The organism is Salinibacterium sp. NK8237 (genome assembly GCF_015864955.1).
In the GTDB taxonomy this organism is placed as follows: Bacteria; Actinomycetota; Actinomycetes; order Actinomycetales; family Microbacteriaceae; genus Rhodoglobus.
The window spans coordinates 793,457-805,863 of record NZ_JADYWE010000001.1 but is presented as its reverse complement, the minus strand read 5'-3'; the positions used below and the strand labels follow the sequence as shown (position 1 = coordinate 805,863).

Below are 12,407 nucleotides of genomic sequence, written 5' to 3'. Positions count from 1 at the left end.
ACCTCGAGCACCTCTCGAAGCCTGGTGAGCCTCCCAACCGTCGGCCGAATGAGTTAACATTGCGTTTCTGAGGCTATGACGAGGAGATTCGCGCGGATGGATGCTGGAGACGAGAGCGACTTCATCGTTCCTCCTCCCGGCATGGTCCCCGAGCGTGAGCCTGAAAAGCCTATTCAGCGTGAAGTCGAGGACGACGACGATGTCATTGAGTTGCCGCCAGGGCTCATAGATTCAGGAACTTTCCGGATGCCGCAGCCGCCGGTTTCCAGGCCCGCCAACACAGGCGATGCACCGGCGTTCTTTCCCGTCAGTGCGCACGGGGTGACTCCAGCTGCTGCTCACCGTGCGCTTCAGATGCCTCCACCGGCAACGGAGAATCCAAGTGCGGCTGTCTACCAGCCCACGATAGGCGACGCGATAAGCGACGCGATAAGCGAAGAAACCAGCTTTGCTGCCGCCCCTCGTGGAGTGCTGATCTGGTCTCTCACGCTGCCCGACGGCACTCACGTCGCGCTCGATCGCAGCACGCTCATCGGCCGAGATCCTGCTATCAACCCGCAGTGGCCGGATGCGACCCTGCTGCCCGTCATTGACCCGAGCAAGTCGGTGTCCAAGACTCACGCCGCACTACATCTCACGCCTGCTGGCGAGCTGATCGTGCACGACCTGCACTCAACGAACGGCGTGCACCTGCGGCATCCGCAGTCTGAAGAAGTCGTGGTCGAGCCGAGTAAGGCCGAACCCGTCGGTGCTGCCGCCCAGCTCAGGCTCGGCGAGTTCGTGATCTCGGTCGCTCGGGTCTCCACGACGGCCTGAGACTCTGGCAGAGTCCCTCAGCGTCGCTGATCGGTACCTATTCATTGCTACCTTATGAATTGGCACATGCTTGAGTGGTCGGAAACGCCCGCCACGCGCCCAGATTGTGCGCCCGGCAGCGACAGAGAGACCAGTTCATGAGCGACACTTCGTCAGCGCCTCAGCCGAACAAACCAACGCCTCAGTCGAGCAAACGCAGGCCCATCTGGAACCTGGTCAAGTTCTTTGTCATCCCGCTGGCAATCATCGCGATTGTTGGTGTGCTGACGACGCAAAAGCATGACGGTCGGGCAGAGATCATCGAAAACGGTCTCGTCACGCAAGCTGTGCCCACCGGTAACACCGTCGTCGAGTCGAGCCGCTCCGGCCGCCACACGGTTCAACTTGTGCGACTCGAGTTCAGCTACGAGGTCGACAGCGAGATGTACATCGCTCTTGGCGACCAAAGCTACGACGAAGAATCCTTCGACACAGAGGCAGCGCTCGCCGCAAATGCCACAGCAGAGGTGCGCTACGTCGAGGCCGACCCTGCCACGGCAATCGTGCTCGACAACGACTACCGCTAATGGAGCGTTAGTTCGCAGAATGCATTTGTCGCGCGGCGTAGACTAGAGAGATTGAGCCGCGCTCTTTGCGGCACGATCGTCGATTCGAAAGAGGTGCGCTATGGGCAAGACCCTGGCAGAGAAAGTGTGGGATGACCATCTGGTCGTCAAGGGTGCCGATGGCACTCCCGACCTTATCTACATTGACCTTCACCTTGTGCACGAAGTCACGAGCCCTCAAGCTTTCGATGGACTTCGGATGGCCGGCCGCCCCGTTCGCCGCCCCGATCTCACGATCGCGACCGAAGACCACAACACCCCGACTCTCGCGATCCATAAGCCGATCGCTGACCTCACGAGTCGCACCCAGATTCAGACGTTGCGCAATAACGCCAAAGAGTTTGGAGTGCGCCTGCACTCGCTCGGCGACATCGAGCAGGGCATCGTTCACGTTGTCGGCCCGCAGCTCGGGCTGACAATGCCCGGCATCACCGTGGTCTGCGGCGACTCGCACACGAGCACCCACGGTGCCTTCGGTGCGATGGCGTTCGGTATCGGCACGAGTGAAGTCGAGCACGTGCTCGCCACTCAGACTCTTCCGCTCAAAGCGTTCAAGACGATGGCGATCACCGTTGAGGGTGAACTGCGCCCCGGCGTCACCGCGAAAGACATCATCCTTGCTGTCATCGCGCAGATCGGAACCGGTGGTGGCCAAGGTTACGTTCTCGAATTCCGCGGCAGCGCCATCCGCTCCCTCTCTATGGAGGGCCGCATGACGATCTGCAACATGTCGATCGAGGCTGGCGCTCGCGCCGGCATGATCGCGCCGGACCAGATCACCTACGACTACCTCAAGGGTCGCGCGCACGCTCCCGAAGGCTCCGACTGGGATGCCGCCGTTGAGTACTGGAACACTCTCGCCACCGACGACGATGCCGTTTTCGATGCCGAGGTCTTCCTCGATGCGAACACCCTCGAGCCATTCGTCACGTGGGGAACCAACCCCGGCCAGGGCGTATCCCTCAGCGAGAACGTTCCCGTGCCCGCTGACATCGCAGACCCCAACGCGCGTGCGTCCGCCGAGCGTGCCCTCGAATATATGGCGCTTGACGCTGGCATGGCGATGAAAGACATTGCAGTGGATGCTGTTTTCATGGGCTCGTGCACCAACAGCCGCATCGAAGACTTGCGCGCATTCGCGTCGATCATCAAGGGTCGTAAAAAGTCTGATCACGTGCGCGTGATGGTCGTGCCGGGTTCTGCTCGCGTGCGCATCGAAGCTGAAGCCGAAGGAATCGACAAGATTGTGGAAGAGTTTGGCGGCGAATGGCGATTTGCGGGATGCTCAATGTGTCTCGGCATGAACCCCGACCAGCTGGCTCCCGGCGAACGCTGCGCTTCTACCAGTAACCGCAACTTCGAAGGCCGCCAAGGCAAGGGAGGGCGTACCCACCTCGTGTCACCGCTCGTTGCCGCAGCCACCGCCATCCGTGGCACGCTCTCCAGCCCCTGGGATTTGGAGAATAGCCCGTTGCCCGAGCAACTCGTTTCGGCCAGCACCACCGCAGAGGAGTCACGCTAATGGACAAGATCACGACCATCCGTGGCAACGCTGTTCCGCTCAAGCGCAGCAACGTCGACACTGACCAAATAATCCCGGCCGAGTTCCTCAAACGAGTTACCAAAACTGGATTTGACGACGCGCTATTCTTCGGCTGGCGCCAAGACCCTGACTTCATCCTTAACCGTGAACCTTATAGCCACGGCAAGATTCTCATCGCAGGCTCAGACTTCGGCACCGGGTCTAGTAGAGAACACGCTGTGTGGGCGCTTCGCGACTTCGGTTTCCAGGCGGTTCTTAGTTCACGCTTCGGTGATATTTTCCGCGGAAACTCTGGCAAGCAAGGCCTTCTGGCAGCGCAGCTCGCCGAAGAAGATATCGAGACGCTGTGGGCGCTCGTAGAAGCCGACCCTGAGCTCGAAGTCACCGTCGATCTGGAAACCCGATCGGTTATCGCCGGATCAGCACAGTTCACTTTCGAGATAGATGATTACACTAGGTGGCGTTTGCTCGAAGGGCTCGATGACATCGGCCTCACTCTGAGAAACGAATCAGATATCACTGAGTTTGAAAGTCGCCGAGAAGCATGGCGTCCGAAGACTTTGCCAGCGAAGTAAGAGGAAACGATGAATCCATTGGCTCAAGACGCAACAGCGGCAGCCAAGCGAACCGGGTTGCTTTCTAACCAGATCATTATTAATGGTGGAAAGCCGCTTCGTGGACGCATCAACGTACGTGGTGCCAAGAACCTTGCGACAAAAGCAATGGTGGCTGCTCTACTCGCTGATACTCCCAGTGTGCTCAAAGATGTTCCCGCGATCAGCGATGTTCGCGTTGTCACCGGAATGCTGGAAGCGTACGGCGTTACCGTCACCGAGACGGGCGATGGTGAACTGACCCTTGACCCCAAGAACGTGCTCAAAGCGCACTTCGCAAAGATCGATGCGCTCGCTGGTTCAAGCCGCATCCCGATCCTCTTCTGTGGGCCGTTGCTTCACCGCCTTGGCGAAGCGCTTATCCCTGACCTGGGTGGTTGCCGCATCGGCGATCGTCCCATCGACTTCCACTTGGATGCGCTGCGCGCCTTCGGTGCCGTCGTAGACAAGAGCTACGAGGGCATTCGTCTCACCGCTCCGGATGGCCTCCACGGCGCAAATATCGACTTGCCCTATCCGAGCGTGGGCGCAACCGAGCAGGTTCTCCTTACCGCGGTTCTCGCCAAGGGCGTCACCGAGCTCAAGGGCGCAGCTATTGAGCCCGAGATCATGGATCTCATCGCCATCTTGCAAAAGATGGGCGCGATCATCAATGTCGAGCCCAACCGCGTCATCTTCATTGAGGGCGTCGAGAAGCTCACCGGCTACAACCACCGCGCACTCTTCGACCGCAATGAGGCCGCAAGCTGGGCATCCGCAGCTCTCGCTACCGGCGGAGATATCTTCGTTGAGGGCGCGCTGCAACAAGAGCTCATGACGTTCTTGAACATCTTCCGCAAGGTGGGTGGAGCTTTTGATATCGCTGAAGATGGCATTCGCTTCTGGCACCCGGGTGGTGCCCTCAAGCCGGTTGTTGTTGAGACTGACGTACACCCCGGCTTCATGACTGACTGGCAACAGCCGTTGATCGTGGCGCTTACGCAGGCAGAGGGCCGTTCGGTGGTACACGAGACGGTGTATGAGAACCGTCTCGGCTTCACGGCGGCTCTCATCGAAATGGGCGCCAACATTGAGGTGTTCGAAGAAGGAATCGAGTCGGTTAGCCGGCGCGTTCCTCGGCGCCCGCTTGAGCAAGCTGCGGTCATCATCGGCCCGACGCCATTGCACGGTGCGGATGTCGAGATTCCTGACTTGCGTGGTGGCTTCAGTCACCTCATCGCAGCATTGACCGCTGAAGGCCAGTCGACCGTGAGCAATATCGGAATCATTGCGCGCGGCTACGAACACTTCATCGACAAGCTTGAATCACTCGGCGCCGACTTCATTTACGAAGGATAAGTCGCTGGTGTCCTCTGGCTCAACTAAGCCGCAACGCGTGAAGTCAGAGAAGACTGCGGCGTTCCGTGTGCTCGCATTCTTGTTGCTTCCCACGATGACGATCTTGGCGAAGTTTAAGCTGCATGACTCACACAATGTGCCCGCCGAGGGTGCGTTTGTGATCTCTCCCAATCACTACAGCAATATCGACCCCGTCGTTATTGGCGTTGCCATGTGGAAGATTGGGCGGATGCCGCGCTACATGGCAAAAGCATCGCTGTTCAAAGTCCCGGTAGCGGGATGGCTGCTGAAGAAGTCGGGTCAGGTTCCGGTCGAACGCGTTCCGCGTGGCCGGGAGAGTGGCGACCCGCTGAAGGCCGCCCGTCAGATCGCTGATCAGGGGCTTGCTGTTGTGGTGTACCCGGAGGGTTCGTTGACGCGGGAGCCCGATATGTGGCCTATGCGAGGAAAGCATGGTGCTGTACGCACCGCGCTCGAGGCCGGCATCCCATTGATTCCAGCGGCGAGCTGGGGCGCCCAAGAAATTCTGCCCCGCTATTCAAAACGTATTAGTGTTTTTCCCCGAAAGACTGTTCACATTCGTTTTGGTGAACCCCTAGATTTGTCTGAGTTCGAAGGCAGAAATCTGGATTCGCGATTGCTCGCTGAAGTAACGGAGAAACTCATGATCGCCATCACGTCGCTGCTCGAAGAAATCCGGGGAGAAACTGCTCCCGCTGCGCGGTACAACCCCGCAGACCATGGTCAGAGCGAGACCGGCCGATTCGAGAGCAAGTAACGTGCTGAGCGGTAGCGCCGGAGCGCCGGAAACCCCTCGTCGTGTTGCCGTTCTTGGCGCGGGCTCCTGGGGCACCACTTTCTCCAAGATCTTGGCCGACGGCGGCAACGATGTTGCGCTCTGGGCTCGCCGCCCCGAGTTGGCACGCGAGATCACGCAATCCAAGCGCAATAGCGACTATCTTCCCGGCATCAACCTCCCGCGCTCCTTGTGGGCCAGCGACAAGCTGCATGAAGTTCTGGATGGCGCCGAGCAGGTGTACCTCTCGGTTCCGGCGCAGTCGCTGCGGGAGAACCTGCGCATCGTTCGCGAACTCATCCCCGAAAACGCCATTATCGTCTCGCTCATGAAGGGTGTCGAAAAGGGCACCGGGGCGCGGATGAGCGAAGTGATCCTGCAGGAACTCGGTGTCGATCCGAATCGTGTTGCCGTGGCATCCGGCCCCAACCTAGCTCTGGAGATTGCTAAGGAGCAGCCGACGGCAGCGGTTATGAGCAGCGCAAGCCTCGAAACAGCGACTGCTGTCGCGGTAACGGCCCGCAACCGCTACTTTCGTTCTTTTGTGAATACCGATGTCATCGGTACCGAATTCGGCGGAGTGCTCAAGAACCTCATCGCTGTGGCGATCGGAATCGTGGATGGTGTTGGCTACGGCGAGAACACCAAGGCGTCGATCATTACTCGAGGCCTCGCTGAGATGACAGATTTCTCGGTCGCTTTCGGCGCGCGGCCCGAAACGCTCGCGGGGCTTGCCGGCCTGGGCGACCTCATTGCAACGTGCGAGTCATCGCTGTCGCGCAATAACACTGCCGGCCGTCTTCTCGGTCAGGGCTACAGCTTCTCTGAAGTGATCAAGCAGATGAACCAGACCGCTGAAGGCCTGTCGTCTGTTGCCCCCATCCTTGAACTTGCGCTCTCCAAGGGCGTGGATATGCCCATCGCGAGCCAAGTAGCTGAAGTGCTGGCTGGCACGCTCGCGCCGCGCGATATCGCCCCACATTTGACCACAGACGATCTTCCTCAGGGGGAGTAAACGATGACGGCCCAGCCCACAACAACCGTGGTTCTGCTGTTCGGTGGTCGTTCTTCGGAACACAGCATCAGCTGCGCAACCGCCGGCGGCGTTCTTTCGGCGATCGACCGCGACAAGTACACGGTTATCCCAGTCGGCATTACGCGCGAGGGGGCCTTCACGCTCCAACCCGATGACGCCGATGCTTTCCGGCTCAACGCTGAGGCCATGCCCGAGGTCGTCGACAACGGTACGCGCGTTCACTGGCCCGAGTCATCCGCATCTCAGCAGCTGACGGTCACGGATGCCGAAGGCAACACTCGTAGCCTCGGTGACGTTGATGTGGTCTTCCCGATCCTTCACGGCCCGTTCGGCGAAGACGGAACAGTGCAAGGACTCATCGAGCTCACCGGTTTGCCGTATGTCGGCAATGGCGTGCTGGCGTCGGCGATGGGCATGAATAAGCACTTCACGAAGCTCGCGCTTGAGGCGGCCGGCGTCGCTGTTGCCCCGTGGGTGACGGTGTCGGCGCAGCAGTGGCAACGCACTCCGGATGTCTGGCGCAAGCGTGCATCCAGTCTTGGTTTCCCTGTCTTTGTAAAGCCTGCACGCGCAGGTTCCTCGGTCGGAGTGACCAAGGTGTCGAGCGCCGACGAACTGGATGCCGCTTTTGCGACAGCTTTTGCCGAAGACTCCACAGCGCTCGTCGAACAGGCGATGACGGGCCGCGAGATTGAGTGTGGCGTGCTGTCGGGCCGCGACGGTGGTGAAACTCGCGTGAGTGTCGCCGGCGAGATCGTGGTCACCGGCCGCGACTTCTACGATTTCGATGCCAAGTATCTCGACGTTTCTGCGGCTGAACTGATCTGCCCAGCACCGCTGCGGGATGGCGAACTGTGGCAAATGCAGCGCACCGCAGCGCGGGCATTCGAATCCATCGGGGGAGCGGGGCTCGCCCGCGTCGATTTCTTCTTCGACGGCACCGAATTTGTGGTCAACGAAATCAATACGTTGCCTGGCTTCACACCGATCTCGATGTTCCCGAAGTGCTGGGCTGCAAGCGGCATGAGTTACCCCGAGTTGATCGACGAACTCATCGAACTCGGGCTAGAAACCGTTCGCTAGAGCGAACTATTCGGCTTCGTCGTCGCTGGACTCAGCGGTCTCGGTTGGCGCAATAGTGTCGGAGAATCCAACGCAAAAGCTGTCGGCCGGTACCTGACTGACGGCAGCGGCAAGTTGACTGAGCGCGTCAAAGCCCGAGACCTCGTCACCATCGATATCAGGGTCGCCGTCGCTGTCGACGATGACCTGCACGGCGGGATCGCGGCCGTAAGAGGTGAAGACGTAGTTGGGGGCGTCGCTGTCATCGCGCAGCCAGTCGATGCCGTCTTCGGGCGCGGTGACGCAGGCGAGTTCGGCGGTGGGATCAGGCACTGCAACGCCGCAGCGTAACAAGATCATGGCCGGTTCTCCCCACGCTCCCGTGCCCTGAGCATTGGTCTCGCGCTTGTCGAGACCAGCGACAGTGTCGGGGAGACGCACGATGACGTCGGCGCAGGATGGGTTGGCGGCGTCATCCGCAGGCTCCAGGGGAACAATCGCCGCGCATCCGCCCAGCGTTGCTAGCAAAGGAATCATCGCGAGCATGGCGATTATGGGGGTGCGGGTCGTCGTTCTCATCGCCTTCAGGCTACCGTGAGAATATGACGATTGACCGCGCGAGCGAGACCCTTGACACTCTCGGCGGCGTGGGCGAGCTTGCCGCGCTGAAGCGCATCTTTCCGCGACTGCCTTCTGCTGAGGCGGAGCTTCTCGGCCCGGGCGATGACTCTGCCGTGTTGGCAACGCCAGACAAGCGTGTCGTGATCACGACGGACATGATGATTCATGGCCCAGACTTTCGGCTGGCGTGGTCGTCTCCGTACGATCTCGGCTGGAAAGCTGCTGCCACAAATTTGTCGGATGTCGCAGCGATGGGGGCGGTTCCCACCGGTCTCGTGGTCGCAATTGCGGCACCCAACGACACCCCCGTCTCGGCGCTTGAAGCAATCGCCGACGGCCTGCGCGAGGGCTGCGAGACGCTTGCTCCCGGCAGCGGTGTAATCGGCGGCGACCTCTCGGTCTCCACAGTGCTCACGATTGTCATCACGGCCTTTGGTGATCTCGAAGGGCGCGCCCCGGTTCTGCGTTCTGGTGCCCAAGCCGGCGACGTGATCGCCGTCTCGGGCACGCTCGGCCTCGCGGCTGAGGGCTTGCGGTTGTTGTTCACTGAGGGCGTCGTTGATGGCGAACCGGATGCCGCAGCCGCCGCAGCCCTCGCGACAACGCATCCCGATGCCATCGCCGCCCAACTCAGGCCAGCGCCCCCGATCGCGGACGGCAAAGCCGCCGCTATCGGAGGAGCCACGGCCATGCTCGACCTGAGCGACGGGCTCGCGATCGATGCTCGCCGCGTTGCCACCGCTAGTGGCGTTGGGCTTGATTTGTCATCCGAAGCGGTGGGAGGCCGGGCGCAGCTCGACGGTGGGGAAGACCACTCATTGCTCGCGACGTTCCCGGAATCCACCCCGCTGCCCGCAGGATTCCGCGCGATTGGTCGCGTCGTCGAAGGCGAGGGCGTGCTTGTCGATGGCGTTGCCTACACCGAGCGCGGCGGTTGGGATCCCTATGCGGGCTGGGATGGCGCCGTCGGCTAGTCACAGTGGGCGGACCCTGTCTGACGGCGGATCCTGATCGCAGAAGTGCTGATCGCCGAAGTGCTGGCTGGCTATGCCTCGGTCGGCTGAACCCAGTAGAGCGTGGTGTCGCCGTAGTCTTTGCGCCGGTCGAGTTCGAGCCCAGCGGGCCACTCCGGTTCGGGGTCGCGCGAGCTGCGTTCGACGATCACGAGGGCGTCGGGGCTGAGCTGGCTCGCGAGCAGTTCGAGCGCTACCAGCAGTTCACCGTTGCCGAGTTCGTAGGGCGGGTCGATGAAGACGAGATCCCACTGATCACCGGATGTCTCTAAGAACGTGTGCACAGCGCGAGCGGCGGTAAGAATGATCGGCTTTGATCCGCGCGGAGCCTTTGCCGCGATGAGGGTCGCGTTCTTGCGGCAGGTGGCGGCGGCGCGAGCGTTGTTCTCGACGAGGGTGACGTGGGGTGCGCCGCGCGAGGCGGACTCGAGCCCGAGCGCTCCGGTGCCGGCGTAGAGGTCGAGCACGCGGGCGCCTTCGATCGCGTCGCGGGCTTCGAGCGCGGAGAAGATCGCTTCGCGCAGGCGGTCGCTTGTGGGGCGAGTGCCCGCGCTCGGTACGGCGATGGTGAGGGAGCCGGCATACCCGGCGATTATGCGTGTCATAGCGTGTCGAGCCTAGCCGGGGTGAGCGGGCGGGCGCTCGGGGCTCGCGTGGTGACGGGTGGGCGAGCCCGAGGGCGGGGCAAACGCCAGTGGTCCCCGGTACTCTTCTAGGGTGACCTCGCCCCTTGATCAGAAGCTCAGCGCCGTCTTGGGCGGGCGCACCGCTACCTCGATGCAGCGCGGTCTTGGCTTGCTCACGGTCGGCGATCTGATGACCCACTATCCGCGGCGGTATGCGCGGCGAGGCGAGCTGACTGCGTTGGCCCAGTTGCCGTTGGATGAGGCAGTCACGATCGTCGCAGAAGTGCGCGAGGTGCGCAATCGTCCGATGCGCAACAAGCGCGGCTCGATTCTTGAGGTGTCGATCAGCGACGGCACGGGCATCCTGACTCTCACGTTCTTCAATCAGGCCTGGCGTGCCAATGAGTTGACGCCGGGGGTGCGTGGAATCTTTGCGGGCAAGGTTGGCCAATATCGTGGCACGCGCCAGCTCGCTCACCCCGACTACGAACTCTTTGACCGGGATGCTCTCGAGCTCAAGAAGCCCGAGCAGGCCAAGTCATGGGCCGAGCAGCCGATCCCCATTTATCCGGCGACGTCGACGGTCGCGAGTTGGCAAATTCAGAAAGCCGTCGAGGTCGTGCTCGATACGCTTGGCCCGCTTGATGACCCGGTTCCGGATGCCGTTCGTCGCGAACGCGAGTTGCTTCCGTTTGCGAAGGCGCTTGAGCAAGTGCACCGCCCGAAGGTTGACTCGGACTGGCGGGCAGCTCGCGACACCCTGCGTTTTCAGGAAGCATTCGTTCTGCAGGCGGCGCTTCTGCAACAGCGTCAGAAACAGCGCGAATCGGAAGCCATCGCACGCACGGCCGGCCCACTGCTCGAAGGCTTCGACGCAGCGTTGCCGTTCACGCTCACGGGCGATCAGCAAACCGTGGGGGAGGAAATCTTCCACGACATGGCGCAGCCGGTTCCGATGAATCGGCTCGTGCAGGGTGAGGTGGGTTCCGGCAAGACTCTGGTCGCGCTGCGGGCGATGCTCGCGGTCGCGCAATCGGGTGGGCAATCAGCGTTGCTGGCTCCCACTGAGGTTTTGGCGCATCAACATTTCCGTTCGATCATCCGCACGCTGGGCCCCGATCTCGCGGCCGAACTGCGCCCGACCCTCATCACAGGCCAGCTGCCGACAGCAGAGCGCAAGAAGGCGCTGCTGGCGACCGTGTCGGGGGCTTCTCGCATCGTGATCGGCACGCACGCCCTCCTGGGCGACGCGGTCACGTTTGTCGATCTCGGTCTCGTCGTCGTTGATGAGCAACACCGTTTCGGCGTCGACCAGCGCGAAGCGCTGCGGCTCAAGGGCGCGAAGCCTCCCCACGTTCTGGTGCTCACGGCAACGCCCATCCCGCGCACGGTTGCGATGACCGTGTTCGGCGACCTCGATATCTCCTCGATTGCTGAGTTGCCCGCTGGCCGTCAGCCCATCAGCAGTCACGTCGTGCCCCTCGCCGAAAAACCAGGCTGGGTGTCGCGCGTCTGGCAGCGACTGGCAGAAGAACTCGCCATCGGTCGTCAAGGCTTCGTTGTGTGCCCCGCCATTGACGCCAAAACTGAAGAGCCCGGCAGTGAGCCGGCGCCCGCTGTCTCCGATGATCCGGATGCCGGACCACCGCGCCCGATCGCCAACGTGACCGAGGTGCTGGCGTCGCTCCGCAGCAACAAGGTTCTCGCGGGCAAGCGGATCGAGGCGCTCCACGGCAAGCTCTCGAGCGAGGAGAAAGACGAGCTCATGCGCGCCTTCGCCGCGGGCGACATTGATGTGCTCGTCGCGACGACGGTCATCGAAGTGGGTGTCGACGTGCCGAACGCCTCGGTGATGGTTGTGCTCGACGCTGATCGTTTCGGGGTCTCTCAGTTGCACCAGTTGCGCGGCCGGGTTGGTCGTGGTGGGGTTCCGGGGCTGTGCCTGTTCGTCACGGCAGCCGAGGTGGAGTCGTTGGCGCGCGAACGCGTTGAGGCTGTGGCATCCACCCTCGATGGTTTCGAACTCGCCAACAAAGACCTTGAGCTGCGCCGCGAAGGCGATGTGCTTGGCGGCGTGCAGTCGGGTGGGCGTTCGAGCCTCAAGCTGCTGCGAGTGGCCAACGACGGTCAACTCATCACCGAAGCGCGCGAGGCGGCTCAGGGGCTGTTGGTCGCAGACCCGACCTTGGCAGAGCATCCGGCGCTCGCCGAAGCACTCAAGCGTCGGCTTGACGAAAGTGCCGAAGCGTTCCTCGGCAAGAACTAGCGCATCCGCTCGCAAGCTTGCGCGCTCGAACACCGGCCCGCGGCAGGCAGCGCTCCCACCCGCGCGCTTTG

12 protein-coding genes are annotated in these 12,407 nt (G+C 61.8%); 10 read left to right on the top strand and 2 right to left on the bottom strand.

Annotation, left to right across the window (positions count from 1 at the left end; genetic code table 11):
- Positions 1 to 96: 96 nt before the first annotated feature.
- From I6E56_RS03930 to I6E56_RS03895, 8 genes are all read left to right on the top strand, one after another.
- Positions 97 to 816, top strand: a complete 720-nt coding sequence (locus tag I6E56_RS03930) for an FHA domain-containing protein (protein ID WP_197136186.1) — start codon at positions 97 to 99, stop codon at positions 814 to 816.
- 137 nt (positions 817 to 953) lie between these two features.
- Complete coding sequence (locus I6E56_RS03925; protein ID WP_197136185.1) at positions 954 to 1,382, top strand: DUF3592 domain-containing protein; 429 nt, start codon at positions 954 to 956, stop codon at positions 1,380 to 1,382.
- Between the two features lie 100 nt (positions 1,383 to 1,482).
- Positions 1,483 to 2,943, top strand: coding sequence for a 3-isopropylmalate dehydratase large subunit (gene leuC, locus I6E56_RS03920; protein WP_197136184.1), 1,461 nt, complete (start codon positions 1,483 to 1,485; stop codon positions 2,941 to 2,943).
- Positions 2,943 to 3,539: a 3-isopropylmalate dehydratase small subunit gene (gene leuD, locus I6E56_RS03915; RefSeq protein ID WP_197136183.1), complete on the top strand. Its 597-nt coding sequence runs from the start codon at positions 2,943 to 2,945 to the stop codon at positions 3,537 to 3,539. Before leuC ends, leuD begins: the two co-directional genes overlap by 1 nt.
- A gap of 9 nt (positions 3,540 to 3,548) precedes the next feature.
- On the top strand, positions 3,549 to 4,916 hold the full coding sequence (gene murA, locus I6E56_RS03910; RefSeq protein WP_197136182.1) for a UDP-N-acetylglucosamine 1-carboxyvinyltransferase: 1,368 nt from the start codon (positions 3,549 to 3,551) through the stop codon (positions 4,914 to 4,916).
- Between the two features lie 37 nt (positions 4,917 to 4,953).
- On the top strand, positions 4,954 to 5,694 hold the full coding sequence (locus tag I6E56_RS03905; protein WP_307842756.1) for a lysophospholipid acyltransferase family protein: 741 nt from the start codon (positions 4,954 to 4,956) through the stop codon (positions 5,692 to 5,694).
- 1 nt (position 5,695) lies between these two features.
- A complete protein-coding gene (locus I6E56_RS03900; protein ID WP_197106094.1) occupies positions 5,696 to 6,727 on the top strand; it encodes an NAD(P)H-dependent glycerol-3-phosphate dehydrogenase in 1,032 nt (343 codons plus the stop codon).
- 3 nt (positions 6,728 to 6,730) lie between these two features.
- On the top strand, positions 6,731 to 7,831 hold the full coding sequence (locus tag I6E56_RS03895) for a D-alanine--D-alanine ligase family protein (RefSeq protein WP_197136181.1): 1,101 nt from the start codon (positions 6,731 to 6,733) through the stop codon (positions 7,829 to 7,831).
- A 6-nt stretch (positions 7,832 to 7,837) separates the two neighbouring features.
- On the opposite strand, the gene I6E56_RS03890 is transcribed toward I6E56_RS03895, so the two are convergent.
- Complete coding sequence (locus I6E56_RS03890; RefSeq protein WP_197136179.1) at positions 7,838 to 8,389, bottom strand: DUF3515 family protein; 552 nt, start codon at positions 8,387 to 8,389, stop codon at positions 7,838 to 7,840.
- Positions 8,390 to 8,412: 23 nt separating this feature from the next.
- Between I6E56_RS03890 and thiL the strand changes: the two genes are divergently transcribed.
- Positions 8,413 to 9,405 (top strand): thiamine-phosphate kinase, encoded by a 993-nt coding sequence (thiL, locus tag I6E56_RS03885; RefSeq protein WP_197136177.1) that lies wholly within the window; start codon positions 8,413 to 8,415, stop codon positions 9,403 to 9,405.
- A 71-nt stretch (positions 9,406 to 9,476) separates the two neighbouring features.
- Here the strand turns inward: thiL and rsmD are convergent, their stop codons facing one another.
- Positions 9,477 to 10,049, bottom strand: a complete 573-nt coding sequence (rsmD, locus tag I6E56_RS03880) for a 16S rRNA (guanine(966)-N(2))-methyltransferase RsmD (protein WP_197136176.1) — start codon at positions 10,047 to 10,049, stop codon at positions 9,477 to 9,479.
- A 172-nt stretch (positions 10,050 to 10,221) separates the two neighbouring features.
- Here rsmD and I6E56_RS03875 point away from each other — a divergent pair, with 172 nt between their 5' ends.
- Positions 10,222 to 12,336, top strand: coding sequence for an ATP-dependent DNA helicase RecG (locus I6E56_RS03875; protein WP_231606418.1), 2,115 nt, complete (start codon positions 10,222 to 10,224; stop codon positions 12,334 to 12,336).
- Positions 12,337 to 12,407 lie beyond the last annotated feature (71 nt).